We start from the raw sequence: 18,837 nt of genomic DNA on the forward strand, positions 1-18,837 counted from the left end.
AAGAACAACTTTTTTAAATTTGTACAATCATTGGATTAATTTGTATTTTTGGAAGATGGAAATTAGAAATTTATACCGCCCTTTTGAACTTCAGTTTCTGGAAGTTTCAGAATACGAAGCCAAAGAACGCAAAAACACTTTTTTTGAAATGGTTTTTGTTTTAGAAGGAAAAGGCATTCAGATTATCAACGATCACCGATTGCCTTATAGCAGCGATAAGTTGTTTTTGATTTTTCCTCAGGACACGCATAGTTTTGAAGTTATCGAGAAAACGAAGTTTTTCTTTATCAGATTTCATGATAGTTATCTTAAAACGCAAAATAGTGATTGGATTCAGAAATTGGAATTTATCTTTCATAATCACAATCATTTACCGGGCTGTATTTTAAAAACCGTCACCGATAAACCTTTGTTGCGAGCCATGGTAGAAGCGTTGATTAGAGAAGAGGATAGTAATTTTCCGCAACAGCAAGAAGTAATAAAGCAAATACTAAATACGATTATTACGCTTGCTGCCAGAAATATTTCGCTTATTTCACCGCTTGCTCTGAACCAATCTAATGCTGAACCGAGTTTAGATTTGCTGAATTATGTACATCACAATATTTATCAGCCAGAGGAATTAAAAGCAACAAAAATGGCTTTAAAGTTTAATGTTTCTCCCACTTACATCAGTGAATATTTTAAAACCAAAACCGGGCAAAGTATTCAACAATACACAATTGCCTATAAAGTAAAACTGATCGAAACCCGATTGAAGTTTACCAATTTGCAAATCAATGAAATTGTTTATGAATTTGGTTTTAGCGATGCGAGTCACCTCAATCGATTGTTTAAAAAATACACAGGATTAAATCCGAGCGATTATAAAAAGCAATTTAAGAATTAGAATTGACCTTGATTTTAAGACTGATCTTTATCAATCCATTTTCCGGTAGTTGGCGGAACATAATTTCTCATTTTATCCAGTAAATCATCAATGTTATCGCTTACCAAAAGCATACTTTGATTGGCTTCTTTCAGTAAACCTTTTTCGACCATTGTTTGCGTTAATTCAATTAATGAATCATAGAAACCATTGATATTTAAAATGGCAATTGGTTTTTTATGCAAGCCTAATTGTGCCCAGGTCACCATTTCGAAAAGCTCTTCGAGAGTTCCAAAACCACCCGGAAGCGCAATAACGCCATCGCACAAATCGTTCATTTTAGTTTTTCTTTCGTGCATACTTTCTACCAAAATTAATTCGGTTAAACCAAGATGCGCAATTTCTTTAGAGCGTAAAAAGTTTGGAAGAATTCCAATTGCTTTTCCACCTTCATTCAGAATTCCATCTGCAACAGCGCCCATTAAACCAACATTTGCGCCACCATAAACTAATTCTATATTTTGCTTTGCTAAGGTTTGCCCGAGCAAAGTTGCTTGTTCTTTATAAATTTCTTCGGTACCAAAACTGGACCCGCAGAATACTGTTATTCTTTTCATTATTTTTTTATTTCGTATACAAAATTATGACGGGAGGGTTCATTATAATACGCAACCTCTATTTCTTCTACTTTTACTGCCCCTAGTTTTTCTATCGCTTTTTGGGAACGGTAATTTTCTGCTCCGATATGAAATTGAACTTTGTTGACGTCTTTAAAAGCATATTCGAGCATCATTTTCTTAACGTGAGTATTAAATCCGGTACCCCAAAATTTTCTTCCATAAAAAGTATATCCAATAAAAACAGTTCTGTTTTCTTCGTCATATTCATAAAAACGTGTGCTTCCCGCTATTTCGCCTGTAGTTTTATCAATTATCAGAAAAGCACCTTTGCTTTCCATGGCACCTTCAAAGAAATTTTGAAAGACTTCTCTTTCGTAGCGGTTTTTATTGGGGTGTTGTTCCCAAATTAAAGGATCTGATGCTACTTTATATAGTGCATTAAAATCACTTTCCTGAAGCGGAATTAATTTGGTTAGATCGTCTTCTAGAATCTCAGGTTGCAGATTTAAAGGGGATATATTCATATTGAGCTGTTTTTAAAGTTATATTTTTTTTATCTGAACACAAGAAACATTCTCCATTTTAACCTGTTTCCCAGTTTTCTTTAGCAATCCTGTTTTTGAATTTCTTTTAAAAACTACAATATTTCCAGTGTTAACATTCGTTGCAACCAAGAACTTTCCGTTTTCATCGATCGCAAAAATTCTGGGATGTTTCCCTAAAGTCGATTGATAGCCAATGTTTTTTAGAAGACCATTTTCGTCAATAGAGAAAATCGCAATATTGTTTTCTTTTCCTCTGTTTGTCGCATACAGAAATTTTCCGTCGGGCGAAACATGAATATCTGAACTTTCAAAACCTTCTGTAATTTTATCCGGATGTGTATTGATGTGTTGAACCTTTGTCAAAGCGCCATTTTGATATTGATAAACACTTATTGCGCCTGCCATTTCTTCGATACAATAACCAAATTTTTGATTGGGATGAAACGTAAAATGCCGTGGTCCGGCTTCTAAATCGGTTTTAAGAAAAGGATGATCTGTTTCGACCAAAGGTTTTTTCTGAGTTTCATCAAATCGATAACAGCGTATTTTATCAGCACCAAGATCCGGCATGAATAAATAATCATTTTCAGGCGAGAAGACAGTCGAATGAATGTGCGATCTGGCTTGTCTTTCTTTATTGACGCTTCCGTCCATATATTGAAAATTTTGGGCAATAGAATCTATTTTTCCATTTTCTAAAAGCGGATGAACCGAAACACTTCCTTCAGTATAATTACCATTCACAAGCCATTTCCCATTTTTATGAACCGACACATAAACGGGATTTTCGCCGCCGCTTCTTTGACTGTTCAAAAAAGTCAAAGTTTTATTTTCGGGATTAAACTCGAAACTGTTTACACTTCCTGCATTTGGTGTTTTGGTATCGGTGCAGGCGTATAAATATTTTCCGTTTGGTGACAAAGTCAAATACGACGGATTTACAACATTCTTTACAGAAGTTATTTTGCTAAGTTTTCCGTTTAAAGTATCTAGTTGATAGACCTGAATAGATTCTGCAGTTTTATCTCTGTTGTAAGATCCCAGAAAAACATAGGTATTTTGTGAAAACGCATTTAATGCAAGAAGGAATGCAATTGCGAAGAAGTATATTTTTAGTTTCAAGGTTTAATAAGGTATTATTTTTATGAGTTAATCTTTAATCTAAATCCGAAAACAGCCAATTCTCCCTGCATAAAATCTAAATCTTCAGATCTTTTAAATCCTATATTTTCATACATTTTCCAAGCTGTTTTCATTGCTAATGTTGAATGAATTATAAGTTGTTCGCGTTTATTGTCAGTGGCTTTTTTGATGCATTCCTGCGTCAGTAATTTACCAATTCCTTTTCCGCGTGTATTTGTATCAACGCCTAATAATCGGAAACCTGCTGCGTTTTGTTCCTGAGTTGCAATTCCGCCTGAGCCATAATATTTCATGTCATTAAAATAAACCACAGCGCCAAGAATTTTATTATTATCGATTGCTACTAAAAGTTCTGTTTCAGGATGATTGGTGAAATCGCCAATATTAGCCAGCATTTTATAATAATTGGGTTGGTCATTTTCTTTCGGAAAACCTTCTAATTGCGAATAAACACTGATGAGTAATTTCCCAATTTCTTCAAATTCTGATGGAGAAGCATTTCGAATAGTACAATCTGATTGATTCATTATTTTATGTTTATTAATGACAAAGTAAACGTGTTCAAATCTAAAATCTATTTAACTCCTTTCCACCATTGTTTAAATTCTTGTTTTTCATTTTTTAGTTCGACCAATTCACCAATCATTGGCGTAATTAACGGAATCGGATTTGCTGAAGCCGCGTTTAATTCTGTTACTTTAATCAAAGGCTCATCCCAGGCATGAAGCGATAGTGAAAATTTTGAAGAGTGAACCGGGAAAACTCTTTTTGTATTTAAATCTTTCATGGCTTTTATGACATCTTCGGGGAGATTGTGAATGTATTTCCAGGCGGGATTATATTGGCCGTTATCGAGAAGCGCAATATCAAAAGGACCGTATTTTGCACCAATTTCAGCAAAATGAGAATCATAACCACTGTCGCCACCCAAATACATTTTAAAGTCTTTGGTTTCTAATACAAAAGAAGTCCAAAGAGTATTACAACGTTTAATACTTCTACCGGAAAAGTGTCTTGACGGAGTGGTATAAAGCGTAATATTTTGATCGAGTTCTATTTTTTCATACCAATCCTTTTCGATGATATTTTGATTTGGAAATTTCCAAAATTCAAAATGTGAACCAACACCAAGTGGACATATTATTTTTTTGATTTTAGGTTTTAATTCCATTATCGTTGTATAATCTAAATGGTCATAATGATCGTGTGTAATCAATAAATAGTCAATTTCCGGAAGATCATTGGCGGTATAAATATCAGTTCCTTTAAATGCTTTTGTAGTTCCAATAATAGGAGAGGCATTGCCACTGAAAACGGGATCTATTAAAAAACGTTTTCCTTCAAGCTGAATAAAATAAGAAGAATGTCCAAACCAAACTAAGATATCTTCATTGCTATCAAGTTCCAGTAAATTTGTTTTTATTGATGGGATTATGTCAGTCGGGATTTTTCGATCTACTTTCTTAAATAAAAAATCAGAAATTATATCAAAGTAGCCGTAACCTTCTGCAAGTTCGGGCGTATAATTGATATTTTCGAATTTTCCGTTTTTATATTGAGGAGACTTTTGTATTAAAGCCAGTCTTTCGCCTGATGGTCTTTTTCCATATCTTGGGTGTAGTAAAAAGAAAGAAAGGATTGCGACTAAAATAATAAGTATTGTAAGAACCATAGTGTCTTAATTTGAGGGATATAATTTATTTAAATATTCGACCGAAGCAGCAATCATTTTCTTTAGAATTTCGACATCAATATCGGCTACTTTTTTAATGTAAATACAACCTTTTGTAGCCCTGTATTTTCCGAATTTAGAAAGCAATTCTTCCTTCTGTTCAGACGAAGCATAGGCATAAAGTGAGATTGCAGCTTTTCTGGGTGAGAACCCTACGAGTGGCGCATCGCCTTCATGACCGCTGGCATATTTATAATGATAACTTCCGAAACCAATAATACTTGGTCCCCACATTTTGGGTTCAAAACCAGTGACTTCCTGCATGATTCTGATGAGTTCAAAAGAGTCTTTTCTTTTAGTTTCATCTTCAACAGCATTTACAAAATCGGTCACACTTTGTTCTGTTTCAGTTGTTTTATTTTTTGCCATCACGAATTATTTGATTTGAATAATTTATTTTTCAATAGAATCTGTTTGATCTGCAAAATCTGCGTGTAAAAAACAGATTTCTAAAACATTCCGTTTTCGTTTTTTATTTCGGTTGGAATCGATTGTCCCAAATCCCAAAGTTCTACTATTTTGTCTGATTCAAATCTAAAAAGATGCACCACGGCAGCACCTAAATCAGTCGAATTTTGTTTTACATGCGAATGCACGGCAACCATATCTCCGTCTCTTAATGCATGATGTATTTTTAAAGTTTTGTACGGATTTTTTCGTGATGATTCGTCCATTGCCAACATCAAAGTTTGAGCATCGCCTTTAAAGTAAGCATTATGATGTTTAAAATTCTTGCCTACATAAAGTCGAAAAGCCTCGTGAGAATGCCCTTTTGCTGCGAGTTTTAAAAACTCCTGCGCAATATATTTCTTAGTCATGATTTTAGAATTTAAAAGCTAACTAAGTTATGAAATTTACTTCTTTGAAATAGAAACAGGGATGGATTTATTGTCTTTTATTTTTAGGACAAAATGAAGTCTACAATAGCTTCTGAATGGATTTTTGTGGTGTCAAAAACAGGAACCGAAAAATCAGATTGATCAATTAACATTGGAATTTCGGTACAACCTAAAATAATACCTTGGGCTCCGCGAGAAATTAATTCGTTTGCAATTTTAATATAGTTCTGCTTGGATTCTGGAGTTACAATTCCTCTTCCCAGTTCTTCTTTTAGAACATATTGTATATAATCGCGGGTTTCTTGTTTTTCAGGAATGAGTACTTGGAGACCAAAACTTTTAAGACGATCTTTATAAAAATCCATTTCCATCGTAAACTGAGTTCCCAAAAGTCCAATTGTAGTAATGTTTTTTTGTGTTATGGCTTTTGCTGTTTCGGTACCAATATGAATTAAAGGCAAACCAACTTCTTTTTCGAGTTCATCTGCATAAAGATGAGCTGTATTGGCACATAAAACTATGGCATCAATACCGCTTTTCTTTAAGCTTAAGCAGGCATTTAGTAAAAGCTCATAAGAGTTCTGCCAGGTTTTTTCCTGTATATCACCAAAATTCAAGGAATAAATAAGGCATTCGGCAAATTGCAATCCGCCTAGTTTTTTGTTGACACCTTCGTTAATTAATTTATAATAATCGATAGTCGAAACCCAGCTGATTCCGCCCACAAGTCCAATTTTTTTCATTGATTTAATACTAGTAGATTAATGGCTAAAATGTTTTATGATTTCTTTCCTGCAAATAATTTTATTGCCAGATAAGCCATTGGTAAATAAGCAAAAACTAAATCTACAACGGTAAACCAAAGAGGAGAGGGTAAGGTGAAAGTATTTACAATACCGCCTAATAAAAAGAAACAGCCAATTATTAAGGCAAGTTTTGTTTTGTGAGTTGAGGCAATTAAAACAGTAGCTGCAGCACCTGCAAAAGTTCCGATGGCATGTGCTAAAAACGGAAAGATAAAATGTTTTGGTTCAAACAAATGTATTGTGGCTTTTAAACCTTCAACAGTGGTAACGTCAGCGCCATTTGGAGCAGGAATAATTGAGTTGCTCAATAATAGGATGAACATATTGACAACACTTCCCACAAAAAGACCGATAATAACGGCCAGAATATTTTTAAAAATCGGATTCATAACTTTCGCTTATTTGTAGCGAATTTATGGATAATATCTTTAGATATCTGATTGAAGAATGTTAATTAATTAAAAGATTGTCTGAATTCTAAAGGTGAAACATTTGTTTTGGTTTTAAACAATTTACTGAAGGATTGCTGATGCTCAAAACCCAATTCAAAGGCAATCTCGCTAATGGATAAATTGGTTGTAGAAAGTTTTTCTTTGGCTTTTTCGATTAATTTATCATGAATATGTTGTTGGGTGCTTTGACCTGTATGCATTTTTAATAATCCGCTTAAATAATTGGGCGAAACGTTTAAGTTTTCGGCAACATAATGAACCGTTGGTAATCCTTTTTTTGATAAGGAATCATTTGTAAAATAATCGTCTAATAATTTTTCTAAACGTTCCAGAATCTTATGATTGCTTATTTTTCTGGTAATGAACTGACGATTGTAAAAACGCTCAGAATAAGTAAGTAATAGTTCGATTTGGGCAATAATTACATCCTGACTGAATTTATCAATATTAGATTGATATTCCTGCTGAATGTTTTTGATGATACCAATAATCATTTTTTCTTCTTTATCAGAAAGATGTAAAGCTTCATGAACCGAATATCCGAAATACTCGTATTGCTTGATTTTCTTAGCAAGTGGCGTATTCCACAAAAAATCAGGATGGACCAATAAGGACCATCCTGTATGTTGAAGTTCTGCATTTCCTTCTATAGAAAAAACCTGACCTGGTGCAATAAATAGCAAAACCCCTTCATTAAAATCATATTCCTGCTGACCGTATCGCATCGTTGCATTTGCATGTCGTTTTAGTGCAATCGAATAAAAATCGAGCATCAGACTTTTAGGTTCAGCTTCGTTGAGGTATTTAAGATCTTCAAAATTGTAAACACTCACTAGCGGATGTTCCGGTTTTGGCAAATCTCTAAATTCATGAAATTCGCTGATGCTTTTAATGCGATAAGGTTGTTGATTTGCCATGCTACAAGTTACTTAATTTTGATTATACAGAGCAGCAAATTCTTTTGCATATTCAGCCAGTTTTGTTTTTCCCATTATGGCAGGTCTGTTTTGATAGTAGTCTTCGGCAAGTGTACCGTTATAAAGTCCAGCATACATCTCAACCAAACCTGCAGCAATTTTTGGCTGTATTCCAACATTTACCAAACCGTCCAGAGTTTCCTGATCTGTTGTTAAAACCCATTTTAAATCAGGTTTTCCAATCGCGTTGCCTATGATTTGAGCGGTTTCATGACCTGTTAATTCTTCGCTTCCTACATAACGAATTTTTTTTCCGTCAAGCGGAGTTGTGATTTCGTCTGCAATAGCTTCGGCAATATCATTTGGAGAAACCCACGGAATCATTCTGTCAGCGCCATAATTTGCAGCAATAAAGCCGTGATTTTTTATAACCGGAATATAGGCTAATAGATTATAAAAGAAAGAAGTTGGACGCATAAAGGTAATTGCAACATCTGAAAGTTTGTTCAAAACACTTTCGATCTCATTGTAACGCTGAATTATTCCTGAATTTTTCTCTAAATGGGCACCAACACTACTTAGAAAAACAACACGTTTCACACCCGAATTTTTGATAGCTTCTGCATAACTGTTTCCAATTTTACGCGTAAAAGCATCCAAATCAAGATTAGGGTCAAAATAATTGGCTCGCGGAATCATACAATAAACGGCATCTGCCCCTGTAAAAGATTGCGTCAGAAATGCTGCATCTTCTACAGATCCAATTGCCGCTTTTGCGCCTAACTTTTCAATTTCTTTTTGTTTTCCGGCGTCACGGGTAATTATAGTGACCTGATGTCCTTTTTGTGCTAATTCTGTAGCCAGTGGCTTGCTAATGTTCCCTAAAGAACCTGTAATTATAATTTTCATCGTTCTATTTTTTTGTTGATACAAAGTTGCGCAACAACAAAGCAATAGCTTTAGCCAAATCTACGATTGTCTTAGTCTAAAATAAGATTATCGTTATTTGGCCGATAGTTTTCTTTCATTTTCTGTTTGAGGTTTGTCTTTTCCGTTTGGATTTCCTTTTCCGGTTGCAATTAAGTTTTTTAGGCTTTTCTGAATATAAGTTGTCCAGGAATCTCTACAAATGTCAAAACATTCATATTCCGGAACTAAACCAACATGTGTAAAGCGAAGTTCTGTTTTCCCATCTTTTTCAGAGATTTCGAACGTAGGTTTAGTACCAGTCCATTCAGTCTCATCTTCGGTAAACTTGAAATAGTTTTCCTCAACGAGCCAAACAATTTTCTGATTGGGAATCACCTCAATTAATTTTATTTTGCAGCGGTGAATATCTTCGTAATGATAGTTAAATTCGTCGTTAAGTTTGGCTGTAGGACCTTCAATTTGTTCTGACCACCAACCACGAACATTGGTAATGGCATTAAAAACTTCTTGAGGAGAATGGTCTACAATTAGAGTTGTGGTAAAATCTAAAGCACTCATAATTAATTGTTTTTATAGATTAGTATAATAACAAAGTTACTTTTTAATGATCAGAATGTTAGGGTGTTAAGAAGACAATTGTAAGGGGGATTTCAGACAGAGTTTTAGAGTTTTAGAATTTTAGATTTTAGACTTTAGATTTTAGATTGTTGGAATCTGTAATTTAGCTTTTGTGCCCAATTTTGTCATTTCTGTGAGGCTTAGAAATTACGCGAAGAAAAAGTACAATCTTTGTATAGTTACTTGTGTGATTTCTCCCTTCGGTCGAAATGATAAAGAAGGGAGCAAGGTCATTTCGAGGTACTGAAACAACTATTCTAAAAAATCAAGAGATATAACTTTTTCTAAACAATCCAATTAATAAATTAACGATATAAATTGGTATTCCAATAAAAACAATAAGTAACAACTCAAGAGCTAAAGTTATATTAATTAGGTTGTTAGAAGTAAGAGGAGCAAAAGGATCTGTTAATAATAATTTGCAATAAAAGAGAATGATCCAATAAAAGATAAAACTCCCAATCAAAATAACTGAATGAATTAAAGTTAAAGATTTTACAAGTTGTTTCTTGTATACTTTTTGAACCAACCAATATCCAAGCCCCAATGTAAAGTAAAATAAAAACATTACAACTGTTGCATAAAAATGAGGTACAATAAAATAGGTATCATGAATATTAATGTCAAATGTATTGTCAGGATTGTTGATTTCAGATAATCCAATCAATAAAATTAGAATCGTAACAATCCAGAATAAGTGATAAACTTTAATTTTTTTAATATTCATTATAAGTTAATATTTATTGGCTTTTTATGATCTCGCTAATTAGAAAGTCTTCGTAAACCTTCTTCTAAACTATTTACAAAGTTGATTTGAAGATTTTTATTGCTTTCAAAAATAAAATCTTTGATACTTTTACTTTCATATTTTTCAAAATCACCAATTATTGCCAAACGCACGCGAAAGTTCGAAAATTTTTGAAGTATTTCGCCCGCAATTCCGTTTTTTAAATTAAAGAAAAGAGGTGTTATATTTTTCTCATAAAGTACAATTCCATCAAAGTCCTGATAATAAATATCGGCAACTAATTGAAAACCATCTTCAATAGATTCAATTATGCTATTTTCGGCAATTACTTCGGCAATTCTTGTATTGTTTACCGTATGCGTTTTTATTTTCATTTCAATAAGTAATTTTTTATTTTCTCTACAACAGTATCAAGTTGCGAAAAATGTTTTTCCATAACTTTTTCCAATTCCAGAGTTCCACCCAAAATTATCATTTCTTTATTTTCAAATCGTTTTCCCAGACGATCTTCCAACATAATGGTTTGCATACTTTGCGCCATTTCTATTTCTTCCAGAAACTCATTTGGATGTCCTGCTGTACAAATTGCGAGGCCTACCGGAATTGTTTTCATCTCTTTAGAAGTTTCATTTTGTCCGTAAGCATATCCAACGGAATAAACCCGATCAAACCAACCTTTTAGTTTTGCCGGACAATCGCTCCACCAAACCGGATATAGAAAAATAATAGAATCGGCTTTTTCGATTTTTTCTTGCTCTGCCAAGACGTCTTTAGAAATTGGGAGATCAGTTTTGGCAAAACCTTCTCTTTCATATTCCTCTTCAGACATATCGCTCTGAAAATTCATTTGGTATAAATCAGAAACTTCAATGTTCCAGTTTTGCTTTCCCAAGATAGATTTCAAACGTTCTAAAACCTGAAAAGTATAGGATTTTTTGCTCGGATGGCTATAAACGATTAAGATATTCATTGGTATGGTTTTAAGTTTAGAAAGGAATAAAACTAAAACAGAGAACGTAATGTTTTGTCTACTACTAAAGTACGAATTAAATCTAAGACTATGTTATGACTTTTTAAATGAAAATTTCTAAAGATTCCTCCTAAACAAAAATCAAATTCAATAAAAGCAGGAGTTTTTTTTAGGAGCATAAAAAAAAACAATAAGACCTTTTGTCCCGCTTTACACTAAATCTTTTCATCCGTATAAAGCGGATAAAAAGGATATCGTTTCATTCGGGGCTATACCAGAAATCTCTCATTCAAAAAAACTTTTAGTTGGAGTGTTTATAAAACCAAACTCATTTATGGTTCTCTTATTTGGTTTGTATTTGCAACAACTTTCTGCCTTCATTAATCATTCTAACGCCATAAGAAATAGTTGCAATTGAGCAGCCTAAACTAACCACTACATTTGCAAGATTTACCGTTATAGTTTTTTGCGTTATTAAATAAATACCAATTAAGGCAAATAGGCAAGTCCAGGCTCCCATATAATAATCAAAAGTACGGTTGAATATTTTGGCTAACGGAAAAAAATGCAATCCTACAACTAAAGCAAAAAATGCAATAAATAATTCGTCGTGATTTATGTTCATTAAAACATTCTTGGCAACAAGTATCCCTAAACCTTCTAAACCAAAGATGATTAAGAACCATTTTTCCTTACTTTTTTCTTCGGCAGTTTTTTCTTCAATACTTTCGGCCAGCGTTTTTTGAGCTTTGGTAAATGTAAAATAGAAATATAAAAAGGCTGTAATGATAAAGCCTAAGAGAATGCCAATAAGTCTGTAATCTTTATTTTCAAGATAATACTCGGCTATAAAAGCCCAGATTGCAGTGTTAATAATCATGAAGAATAAGCCTCCAATTGGTTTGTCAATGTCTTTTTTTGTAATTGGTTTCATTTGGGGTTTTGGTTTGTTTTTTATTGGTTATTTGATTTTTTTAAAGTACTATCTGAGGTTAAAAATCTTACGATATAATTTATTCCTTTGCTGTTATTATTGGTTTGGATTCAAATGTATAGTACTCAAAGATTTCATTCATTTCATTTTCAGTTAATATTTTACATTCAGTTTGACTTCGTACTTTATTTTCATCCATCATAGAACGGGATAAAATTAATTTGAAAACTTCAGATTTCTTTTCTAGAGTAATTTCCAGATTTTTAGAGAGAAATTTTTCATAAGCTTGCATCATATTAAACCAAATCCTGATTTCATTATCAGGGTTTCTATCTCTCTTAAAATTCGTAATGCTATCTTCTAAAGATATAGGATAAACATCTGAAAAAGTAGATTGGATTTTTTTTATTTTTTCAATCTGCTCGTTAGTTAGCTGCTCGTGAACAATTGGTCCCGGTATTAACTCATTTGGATTTAATGTTTGTAAGTTTTTATTTTTTTGAGTTTTTCGATAAGAGGAAAATATGGAAATTAAAATAAGTAGTAGACCAATTAGAAGAATTGTAGTTTGTGTATTCATTTTTTATTTTGGTTGTTAGTCAATGTTTTTTAATAATTCAAATAATATATATGCTCCATGTTCAGATTGTCCTCTTTCTACTGCAAAGAAGCCTTTTCTAAGGTAAAATTCAACAGCTTTTGTGTTGTTTTCAAGGCATTTTAAAGTAATGGGAAGTTTAGTTTTTTTGATTGCTGCTTTTAGTAATTGTGTTCCAATGCCTTTTTCCTGATGGTTTTGATCAATATACAGATGATGTATAAAATTATCTTTCATCCAAACTGAAATAAAACCTACCGGAATATTATCAATAATAGCCACTAGAATAATTTCTCCTTTTGTATAACGATCAAAATCTTTTAACTGAAATTCTACGGGATTAAGCCAATGAAAGGTGTTTTGTCTTTCTTTTAGAAATAAGTTTCTTAAAGATTCGTAGTCACTTTTTCGAATTGGTATTATTTTTATCTGATGCAAAACAGTTTTCTATTTTAAGGATTTAGATTCGTTTTCGAGCATTTTTTCGATGTTAAAATAAATACCATCAACATTATATTTTCCTTTTTCGAAACTTAAATAATCACAATTACCAACGAGGGATTGAGATTTAGATTCAATATCGAAAACATTTAGCATTACATATTCATGTTCGACTAATATAATATGAAAACCGGTTTCGCATTGTTTTCCGTCTCCGGTTGAAAAAATGGCGTTCATGATATTATGAAATTTTAAAGAAGTCATATCAGATGATTTACTGTCTCCTTTTAGGTGATAAACATAAGTAAGGAAATTGAGTTGTCTTAAATCAAAAGGGAAATCGGTTAGGGAATGATTGGCAAGTTTTATGATTTCGTCATAGTCTTGGGTTTCGAGTTTTTCTTTGCTATAAAATTCATGAAGTTTTTCTTCGTCAGGAGATTTCCAGAATGCGTTGTATTTGGGTTGAAAAACATAACCAAGATATAAATGCTGATAATCATCTGTGGTCAAAAGTGTATCGTTGCTGACAAATCGTTCCATTAATTTGGGATAATAAAAAGGGGATTTCTTGTCTTTAATTGCTTTTTCGATTGCCTTATAATCAGGTGCTTTAAAACTGGCTTCTTGTGAAAAAGACGTGATTGTTACTAATAATACTGTGAGGAGTAAAATTTTTCTAATCATGGTTTTGGTTTTAGATTTTGATTGAAATAAGGTAAGTATTATTGTGGTTTAAAATGGATTTTTATTTTAATCTTTCTAAAATTCCTTTGCGTTTAACGAGGTTTTTATAATCCCATTGTATTTCTGTTGCTTTTTTTAGCCAGCGTTTTAAGTCTTCTGGATTTATTTGCTCTGGAGTTGTATAACGAATTTCAGAAGCTTGGAAAGAACCTTCATTTGCAAGTTTTTCTTCGTTAAAGGATTGTCCGCTCCAGAATAATAACCGAATACAATTTTTTAGTTTGCTGTAACCCACAATTGGATTTCCGTCGAGAAACCAAACAGGATGTGCATGCCAGATTTTGTTTTCGGAATCTGGTAAATTCTCGTTGATTATAATTACCAACTGATCACAGATTTCCTTGTCTGAACTACTTTGCAAATTGTTATAGTCTTGTATGGCTGTATTCATGATAATGAGCTTTTTTATTTGCTTTAGAATTACGAAACAACTTTGTTGGTTTTTTTGAAGTTATTGTTGTAGCTAAAATAATCTTTTTTATCAAGAAAATTTCATCTGAAAAAGGAATGTTTTTATAGAAATGTTTGTTTGCGTGAGGGATAGTAGTGAATGTCGTTAAGTTAAGGGGAAATTTATAAAATTGCTTAACAATTTAATCAAGAAAGTAATTAGAAAAATCCGTTTTTATCAGCGTTTTCGCTTTAGAGAATCAGTAAAAACAGTGTCTAATTTTGATGCGGATAAAAACGGATTTGATTTGCAATAATTTTATTTTCTAAAAGCTTAACTTAATGACATTACCCGGAGGGGCATGCCCAAATAAAAAAATCCGACTTGTTTTCACAAATCGGATTTTGATATTTTAAATTGCTTATAATTGTGTCGTTTTTCCGGTATGTACGTCGTAGCGCATAGAAACAATTTGAACTTTGTGTTCTTTTATGATAGGATTGTCCTGAATTAATTTTGTCGAATGTATGATATTAGCATTAATTGCTCCTAAATAATTGGTTGCTTTGGGAGTGGTTTTATCTGCGTCGATCTCTTCTTTTTCTTTCGAAATGGTTTCGACTATGTCGTCAATATGAGTAAAATGTTTTTTGTAGGCTCCGTCTTTATCATTAATATAGGCTTTTACGGCGCCACATTCGGTGTGTCCTAAAACAACAATTAATTTTGCATCGAGGTGTTCTACGGCATATTCGATACTTCCCATGTCGATATTAGAAATTAAATTTCCGGCATTACGAATCACAAATAAATCTCCGAGTCCCTGATCGAATACAATTTCTGGTGAAACTCTGCTGTCTGAACAAGTAATTACAATTGCGAAGGGTTTTTGTCCGTCTTGATTCGCTAAAACGGTTTGTTTATTTTGATGCGGGTGAATTGATTTTTCGTCTAAGAATCGTTTGTTACCTTCTGTTAGTTGTTCCAGGCAAGTTAGATTTTTGTTTGCTTGTGTAGTACTATTTTTTTGTTCGTGGTGTCTTTTACAACCAAGTACTGAAAATGCGATAAGCGCCAGTATTGCTATTTTTGTTTTCATGATGTGGATTTTAAAATTAAAATGTTTTTGATGTTCTTTTTTATTTAAAAGAACTGTGCAAAATTATTTCGCTTTTAAGCATAAATCCGCCACCAGAAGTTTTTTTTATATCAGATAAATCTAATTTTTAAAGGAGTTGAAAGTCGTGGTAATATTTGTTACAAAATCTCTTGTGTATTGTCCGGTTGGGTCTAAATCCGGATCGAGAATTGTTATTTCGAGTCCGCTTAATTTTTTACTTTGAAATAAATAGGAGGTAAGTTCATTAAATTCAGCATAAGTTAAACCATCTGGCGTACGGCTGTCTACGCATGGCATTATAGAATCGTTTAAAACATCGATATCAATATGAAGCCAGAAACCATCGAGATTTTTGCTTTCGATTTCTGAGAGAAATGATTGTATGGTGTTTATGACACCTTGTTTTCGAAGGGTTTGAAGACTTATATAGGTTGCTGAAGAATTTCTGATTTCATTTTCGTATTCATCATCATATTCGCGATTGCCTACACACCAAAGGTTTTCTTGTTTTATATAAGGCGATAAATTTAGGATATTTGTTAGCTTTTCTGGTCCGTTTCCGGTTACTATAGAGGCTGCCATTCCACCAACTCCGCCAGTTTCTGAAAGGGAAACATCCATAAAATCAGTATGTCCGTCAAGATAAAATAATCCATAATTGCCTTTTTGTTTTAAAGCAATCGCTGCCCCTAAAAGAATACTACAATCGCCGCCAAGTACAAAAGGAAATTTGTTTTGGCTCAATAAATTGTTGATTAAATAGGCTTGTTCTCTGGAATAATCGACTAGAGAATTTGAATTGAGAATGTTAGTTTCGATCTCTCTAATATTGGAGTATTTAGGTGGATCGAGTCTTAGAATATTTTGATTAGGTATGTTTTTATGTAAATTATGTTTCCATAACCAATCCGGTAATTTTTTTACGCCAGGTTCTCTTCCAGGTTGAGGTTCTTTCAGACCTAAATTAGACGGAAACTCAACAATACATATTTCTTTCATTATGATGTTGTTTTGATGTAAAGTTATGAAAATAAAAGTTTGACTACGTTTTTTTGGTCATTACATAAAACGATTTGTTTTGAATATGCTCATTTTGTTTATCAAAAATCATAGCTTGATATTGAAAATAAAGTCATTAATGTGTAATGGTCCTTTTTAGTCTAAAAAAGCATTTTCAAAATATCTGTATTTCAAGTATCTCAAAAAAATAAAGCTTATTCTATTAGTTTAAAAACTTATGGTGTACGAAAACGGTATAGTAAAGGGATAGTTTTGGAAGAAAAAATATGAGAAAATACTTTCTTTTTATCCTTGTAGCATTTACTTCTTGCAGTGAAGAAAATAGTTCATCACAAACTGTTCAGCAAAATGAAGCCAACTTTACTTTGTCTAAGAATATCGAACGATCAGTTTGGAATAATATTCAGGTTGGTGAAACTTTAAAATTTGATATTAAAATCAAAAATTTCGATTCGTCTAATGGTACAGTGTATGTACTAAAACCAATAACAGCAGATGTGACCAAACATCAGCAGAATAAAATTGATTACAATTTTATGGAAGAAGTAAAAACTCTTCCAGAATCTTTAAAAGACAGCATTATTACTAAAGTTGTGCGTGATAGTATTATCCTTAAGAATGCAAATTCTTCATTTTTTGTTGCGATTTTGAAACCTGGAAACTTTGTGCAGCAGTATGAACTTCGCAAAATGAAATCGAACAAGTACGTTGCGGGATCGACGCAGGAAATGTTGTTTTCGGCGGTAAAAATAGATGTTTATACCAGAAATATACAAACAGATAATTCTACGATGTTTTCTAGTTCGAAGCACAGTCGTTTTTATGAATTCACTGTAGATGACGGTGATCAGAGTAACGACACATACTTAACAAACAGTGAGTCTAAACAGAATAGCTATATAGCACTTTATAATTATAAAAATTATAACGGAAACATTTCTATTAAAGAGGTATTAACATTTAGTGAAAAAGTCAATACCGAAAAAGGCGCACAAGTAGTGCCTAGCTGGATATTGTCTGAGCTTAAAGTGACGCAAAAAAGAAATCATGAGCCTGATAATATCATCTCATATAACAATTTGAATATTAAACAGAAATAATAATTTAAACAAATCAAACATGAAAGACCAAATGAAGAAAACAGCTATTTTAGCTTTAGCTATTAGCGCCACATTATTTACTTCTTGCAGTAGCGATGATAACAAAAATAATGATGCCAATGTTACTTTGGACAGTTTAAAACCTGTAGTTTTTGCCGATAAACCAGATAATGTATTAAGTTCAAAAAAAACAGGTGTGCAAGAACTTAACCCTACGACTGGTAATAACGAATATGTTTACCTGACTGAAGTAGAGAAACAAACAACGCTTTCTCCCTTGTCTATTATAAATGAGGCAAATCTGGATGTTATTTACCCCGGAAGTATTTTGCGTGGTTCAAGTTTTATGAATGCAACTTATGATCCGTTGGTGCTAAAGAATGCCTTCAAACCTGTTACTTTATCAATGTCTTTAAGAGGAGATTTATTAGTTAGTGCAAATACTTTACCTATTCCTAGTGAAGTAAGAAATACAATTAATGGTTTAGTCAATAAAAATAAAAGTTTTATTGATTACGAAGCAATTCCAACTTACTATGAATATCAAAGTGACGAGATTACCACAGAGAATAGTTTTAAAAAAGCACTTGATGCTCATTTAAATGTAAATGTATTAGGAGGTTTAGTAAAAGTAAATTTTGGTTATACACAAAATAGCGGTTCAACAAATACCAAGTCTTATGTAATGGTAAAAGTAAGACAGCGTTTGTATAGTATGACTATTGATCCAAAATATTCTAAAGATTGGATAGATGGAGAAATTAGTAGCAACAATTTTGGAACTCATGAACCCGTATATGTTAGTAATGTAGATTATGGTAGAGTTGCTTATATACTGATTGAAACAGCTAAAGATGAATCTTATAATAGTACGATGGTTAAAGCATCAGTAGGTGTGGCACTAAAAGTAGTTGATATTGGTGTGGATGTAAACTATTCTGAAGAGTTTAAAAAATTATTTGCGCAAAATAAAGTAAAAGTAATGATTGTTGGAGGTCCTTTAGCATTAGGAGGAAAAGTTACTGATTACAATAGTTTCGTGAATTTCTTGCAAGCACCTACTCCAAATGACTTAGTTTCTTCATCGGCTCCCATATCATACAAAATACGTAGGTTAAAAGACAATACAGAAGTAGAAGTAAAAGACATGTACACAGAACAATTTAAAGAATTAAAGGCCAACTAAGAAAAAAACTTACTATAGAAAATACTTTTTTATAGACTTTGTTAATGTTAAAAATGGACAATAAAAAAAATCCAATTTGTGAAAACAAGTCGGATTTTTTTGGTTTGCTATA

Annotated in this window: 25 protein-coding genes; 3 read left to right on the top strand and 22 right to left on the bottom strand. The window is 32.6% G+C overall.

The features are described from left to right. Window positions 1-55 precede the first annotated feature (55 nt). Entirely contained in the window at window positions 56-889 is an 834-nt protein-coding gene (locus CHB81_RS14095) for an AraC family transcriptional regulator (protein ID WP_089352499.1), read from the top strand. 14 nt (window positions 890-903) lie between these two features. Here the strand turns inward: CHB81_RS14095 and CHB81_RS14100 are convergent, their stop codons facing one another. The 22 genes from CHB81_RS14100 to CHB81_RS14205 form a co-directional block, all read right to left on the bottom strand. After that, complete coding sequence (locus tag CHB81_RS14100) at window positions 904-1,485, bottom strand: TIGR00730 family Rossman fold protein (protein WP_089352500.1); 582 nt, start codon at window positions 1,483-1,485, stop codon at window positions 904-906. Further along, window positions 1,485-2,012: a GNAT family N-acetyltransferase gene (locus tag CHB81_RS14105; RefSeq protein ID WP_089352501.1), complete on the bottom strand. Its 528-nt coding sequence runs from the start codon at window positions 2,010-2,012 to the stop codon at window positions 1,485-1,487. Before CHB81_RS14105 ends, CHB81_RS14100 begins: the two co-directional genes overlap by 1 nt. A gap of 18 nt (window positions 2,013-2,030) precedes the next feature. Next, window positions 2,031-3,155, bottom strand: coding sequence for a lactonase family protein (locus CHB81_RS14110; protein WP_089352502.1), 1,125 nt, complete (start codon window positions 3,153-3,155; stop codon window positions 2,031-2,033). Between the two features lie 20 nt (window positions 3,156-3,175). Beyond that, window positions 3,176-3,703, bottom strand: a complete 528-nt coding sequence (locus CHB81_RS14115; protein WP_089352503.1) for a GNAT family N-acetyltransferase — start codon at window positions 3,701-3,703, stop codon at window positions 3,176-3,178. Between the two features lie 47 nt (window positions 3,704-3,750). After that, the gene (locus CHB81_RS14120; RefSeq protein WP_089352504.1) at window positions 3,751-4,848 is read right to left on the bottom strand and encodes an MBL fold metallo-hydrolase; all 1,098 of its coding nucleotides are present in this window, start codon (window positions 4,846-4,848) and stop codon (window positions 3,751-3,753) included. Window positions 4,849-4,854: 6 nt separating this feature from the next. Then, window positions 4,855-5,277: a DUF1801 domain-containing protein gene (locus CHB81_RS14125; RefSeq protein ID WP_089352505.1), complete on the bottom strand. Its 423-nt coding sequence runs from the start codon at window positions 5,275-5,277 to the stop codon at window positions 4,855-4,857. A gap of 80 nt (window positions 5,278-5,357) precedes the next feature. Continuing rightward, window positions 5,358-5,726 carry a nuclear transport factor 2 family protein gene (locus tag CHB81_RS14130; RefSeq protein WP_089352506.1) on the bottom strand — a complete coding sequence of 123 codons (369 nt, stop codon included), beginning with the start codon at window positions 5,724-5,726 and terminating at the stop codon, window positions 5,358-5,360. A gap of 83 nt (window positions 5,727-5,809) precedes the next feature. Further along, window positions 5,810-6,490 (bottom strand): aspartate/glutamate racemase family protein, encoded by a 681-nt coding sequence (locus tag CHB81_RS14135; RefSeq protein WP_089352507.1) that lies wholly within the window; start codon window positions 6,488-6,490, stop codon window positions 5,810-5,812. Window positions 6,491-6,525: 35 nt separating this feature from the next. Next, the gene (locus CHB81_RS14140) at window positions 6,526-6,942 is read right to left on the bottom strand and encodes a hypothetical protein (protein ID WP_089352508.1); all 417 of its coding nucleotides are present in this window, start codon (window positions 6,940-6,942) and stop codon (window positions 6,526-6,528) included. Window positions 6,943-7,007: 65 nt separating this feature from the next. Continuing rightward, window positions 7,008-7,922 carry an AraC family transcriptional regulator gene (locus CHB81_RS14145; RefSeq protein WP_089352509.1) on the bottom strand — a complete coding sequence of 305 codons (915 nt, stop codon included), beginning with the start codon at window positions 7,920-7,922 and terminating at the stop codon, window positions 7,008-7,010. A 12-nt stretch (window positions 7,923-7,934) separates the two neighbouring features. Continuing rightward, complete coding sequence (locus CHB81_RS14150) at window positions 7,935-8,831, bottom strand: NmrA family NAD(P)-binding protein (protein ID WP_089352510.1); 897 nt, start codon at window positions 8,829-8,831, stop codon at window positions 7,935-7,937. 93 nt (window positions 8,832-8,924) lie between these two features. Next, the gene (locus CHB81_RS14155; RefSeq protein ID WP_089352511.1) at window positions 8,925-9,410 is read right to left on the bottom strand and encodes an SRPBCC domain-containing protein; all 486 of its coding nucleotides are present in this window, start codon (window positions 9,408-9,410) and stop codon (window positions 8,925-8,927) included. 325 nt (window positions 9,411-9,735) lie between these two features. Beyond that, on the bottom strand, window positions 9,736-10,197 hold the full coding sequence (locus CHB81_RS14160) for a hypothetical protein (protein WP_089352512.1): 462 nt from the start codon (window positions 10,195-10,197) through the stop codon (window positions 9,736-9,738). A gap of 35 nt (window positions 10,198-10,232) precedes the next feature. Then, window positions 10,233-10,592 (bottom strand): DUF4180 domain-containing protein, encoded by a 360-nt coding sequence (locus CHB81_RS14165; protein ID WP_089352513.1) that lies wholly within the window; start codon window positions 10,590-10,592, stop codon window positions 10,233-10,235. Then, window positions 10,589-11,188, bottom strand: a complete 600-nt coding sequence (locus tag CHB81_RS14170; protein ID WP_089352514.1) for an NAD(P)H-dependent oxidoreductase — start codon at window positions 11,186-11,188, stop codon at window positions 10,589-10,591. The genes CHB81_RS14165 and CHB81_RS14170 overlap by 4 nt, the downstream gene beginning before the upstream one ends. Window positions 11,189-11,531: 343 nt before the next feature. Then, complete coding sequence (locus CHB81_RS14175; protein ID WP_089352515.1) at window positions 11,532-12,122, bottom strand: hypothetical protein; 591 nt, start codon at window positions 12,120-12,122, stop codon at window positions 11,532-11,534. Between the two features lie 79 nt (window positions 12,123-12,201). Next, window positions 12,202-12,702 (bottom strand): hypothetical protein, encoded by a 501-nt coding sequence (locus tag CHB81_RS14180; RefSeq protein ID WP_089352516.1) that lies wholly within the window; start codon window positions 12,700-12,702, stop codon window positions 12,202-12,204. Window positions 12,703-12,717: 15 nt separating this feature from the next. Continuing rightward, a complete protein-coding gene (locus tag CHB81_RS14185) occupies window positions 12,718-13,158 on the bottom strand; it encodes a GNAT family N-acetyltransferase (RefSeq protein ID WP_254921107.1) in 441 nt (146 codons plus the stop codon). Between the two features lie 9 nt (window positions 13,159-13,167). Beyond that, window positions 13,168-13,848: a DUF4919 domain-containing protein gene (locus CHB81_RS14190; RefSeq protein ID WP_089352517.1), complete on the bottom strand. Its 681-nt coding sequence runs from the start codon at window positions 13,846-13,848 to the stop codon at window positions 13,168-13,170. A 61-nt stretch (window positions 13,849-13,909) separates the two neighbouring features. Continuing rightward, window positions 13,910-14,299: a DUF1801 domain-containing protein gene (locus tag CHB81_RS14195; protein ID WP_089352518.1), complete on the bottom strand. Its 390-nt coding sequence runs from the start codon at window positions 14,297-14,299 to the stop codon at window positions 13,910-13,912. 421 nt (window positions 14,300-14,720) lie between these two features. Further along, a complete protein-coding gene (locus CHB81_RS14200; RefSeq protein ID WP_089352519.1) occupies window positions 14,721-15,398 on the bottom strand; it encodes a carbonic anhydrase in 678 nt (225 codons plus the stop codon). A gap of 120 nt (window positions 15,399-15,518) precedes the next feature. Then, window positions 15,519-16,418 carry an arginase family protein gene (locus CHB81_RS14205; protein ID WP_089352520.1) on the bottom strand — a complete coding sequence of 300 codons (900 nt, stop codon included), beginning with the start codon at window positions 16,416-16,418 and terminating at the stop codon, window positions 15,519-15,521. 287 nt (window positions 16,419-16,705) lie between these two features. On the opposite strand from CHB81_RS14205, the gene CHB81_RS14210 reads away from it, so the two are divergent. After that, window positions 16,706-17,539: a hypothetical protein gene (locus CHB81_RS14210; RefSeq protein WP_089352521.1), complete on the top strand. Its 834-nt coding sequence runs from the start codon at window positions 16,706-16,708 to the stop codon at window positions 17,537-17,539. 19 nt (window positions 17,540-17,558) lie between these two features. After that, window positions 17,559-18,725 carry a thiol-activated cytolysin family protein gene (locus CHB81_RS14215; RefSeq protein ID WP_089352522.1) on the top strand — a complete coding sequence of 389 codons (1,167 nt, stop codon included), beginning with the start codon at window positions 17,559-17,561 and terminating at the stop codon, window positions 18,723-18,725. Window positions 18,726-18,837 lie beyond the last annotated feature (112 nt).

This window comes from Flavobacterium sp. ov086 (assembly GCF_900187965.1).
Classification (GTDB): Bacteria; Bacteroidota; Bacteroidia; order Flavobacteriales; family Flavobacteriaceae; genus Flavobacterium.

What these genes read in the sequence shown, in the direction of transcription:
- CHB81_RS14180 (WP_089352516.1), bottom strand. Translation starts at nt 12,702, where the DNA reads ATGAATACACAAACTACAATTCTTCTAATTGGTCTACTACTTATTTTA.
- CHB81_RS14160 (WP_089352512.1), bottom strand. Translation starts at nt 10,197, where the DNA reads ATGAATATTAAAAAAATTAAAGTTTATCACTTATTCTGGATTGTTACG.
- CHB81_RS14095 (WP_089352499.1), top strand. Translation starts at nt 56, where the DNA reads ATGGAAATTAGAAATTTATACCGCCCTTTTGAACTTCAGTTTCTGGAA.
- CHB81_RS14115 (WP_089352503.1), bottom strand. Translation starts at nt 3,703, where the DNA reads ATGAATCAATCAGATTGTACTATTCGAAATGCTTCTCCATCAGAATTT.
- CHB81_RS14205 (WP_089352520.1), bottom strand. Translation starts at nt 16,418, where the DNA reads ATGAAAGAAATATGTATTGTTGAGTTTCCGTCTAATTTAGGTCTGAAA.
- CHB81_RS14120 (WP_089352504.1), bottom strand. Translation starts at nt 4,848, where the DNA reads ATGGTTCTTACAATACTTATTATTTTAGTCGCAATCCTTTCTTTCTTT.
- CHB81_RS14165 (WP_089352513.1), bottom strand. Translation starts at nt 10,592, where the DNA reads ATGAAAATAAAAACGCATACGGTAAACAATACAAGAATTGCCGAAGTA.
- CHB81_RS14130 (WP_089352506.1), bottom strand. Translation starts at nt 5,726, where the DNA reads ATGACTAAGAAATATATTGCGCAGGAGTTTTTAAAACTCGCAGCAAAA.
- CHB81_RS14135 (WP_089352507.1), bottom strand. Translation starts at nt 6,490, where the DNA reads ATGAAAAAAATTGGACTTGTGGGCGGAATCAGCTGGGTTTCGACTATC.
- CHB81_RS14200 (WP_089352519.1), bottom strand. Translation starts at nt 15,398, where the DNA reads ATGAAAACAAAAATAGCAATACTGGCGCTTATCGCATTTTCAGTACTT.
- CHB81_RS14170 (WP_089352514.1), bottom strand. Translation starts at nt 11,188, where the DNA reads ATGAATATCTTAATCGTTTATAGCCATCCGAGCAAAAAATCCTATACT.
- CHB81_RS14195 (WP_089352518.1), bottom strand. Translation starts at nt 14,299, where the DNA reads ATGAATACAGCCATACAAGACTATAACAATTTGCAAAGTAGTTCAGAC.
- CHB81_RS14100 (WP_089352500.1), bottom strand. Translation starts at nt 1,485, where the DNA reads ATGAAAAGAATAACAGTATTCTGCGGGTCCAGTTTTGGTACCGAAGAA.
- CHB81_RS14145 (WP_089352509.1), bottom strand. Translation starts at nt 7,922, where the DNA reads ATGGCAAATCAACAACCTTATCGCATTAAAAGCATCAGCGAATTTCAT.
- CHB81_RS14190 (WP_089352517.1), bottom strand. Translation starts at nt 13,848, where the DNA reads ATGATTAGAAAAATTTTACTCCTCACAGTATTATTAGTAACAATCACG.
- CHB81_RS14155 (WP_089352511.1), bottom strand. Translation starts at nt 9,410, where the DNA reads ATGAGTGCTTTAGATTTTACCACAACTCTAATTGTAGACCATTCTCCT.
- CHB81_RS14125 (WP_089352505.1), bottom strand. Translation starts at nt 5,277, where the DNA reads ATGGCAAAAAATAAAACAACTGAAACAGAACAAAGTGTGACCGATTTT.
- CHB81_RS14175 (WP_089352515.1), bottom strand. Translation starts at nt 12,122, where the DNA reads ATGAAACCAATTACAAAAAAAGACATTGACAAACCAATTGGAGGCTTA.
- CHB81_RS14140 (WP_089352508.1), bottom strand. Translation starts at nt 6,942, where the DNA reads ATGAATCCGATTTTTAAAAATATTCTGGCCGTTATTATCGGTCTTTTT.
- CHB81_RS14105 (WP_089352501.1), bottom strand. Translation starts at nt 2,012, where the DNA reads ATGAATATATCCCCTTTAAATCTGCAACCTGAGATTCTAGAAGACGAT.
- CHB81_RS14210 (WP_089352521.1), top strand. Translation starts at nt 16,706, where the DNA reads ATGAGAAAATACTTTCTTTTTATCCTTGTAGCATTTACTTCTTGCAGT.
- CHB81_RS14215 (WP_089352522.1), top strand. Translation starts at nt 17,559, where the DNA reads ATGAAAGACCAAATGAAGAAAACAGCTATTTTAGCTTTAGCTATTAGC.
- CHB81_RS14150 (WP_089352510.1), bottom strand. Translation starts at nt 8,831, where the DNA reads ATGAAAATTATAATTACAGGTTCTTTAGGGAACATTAGCAAGCCACTG.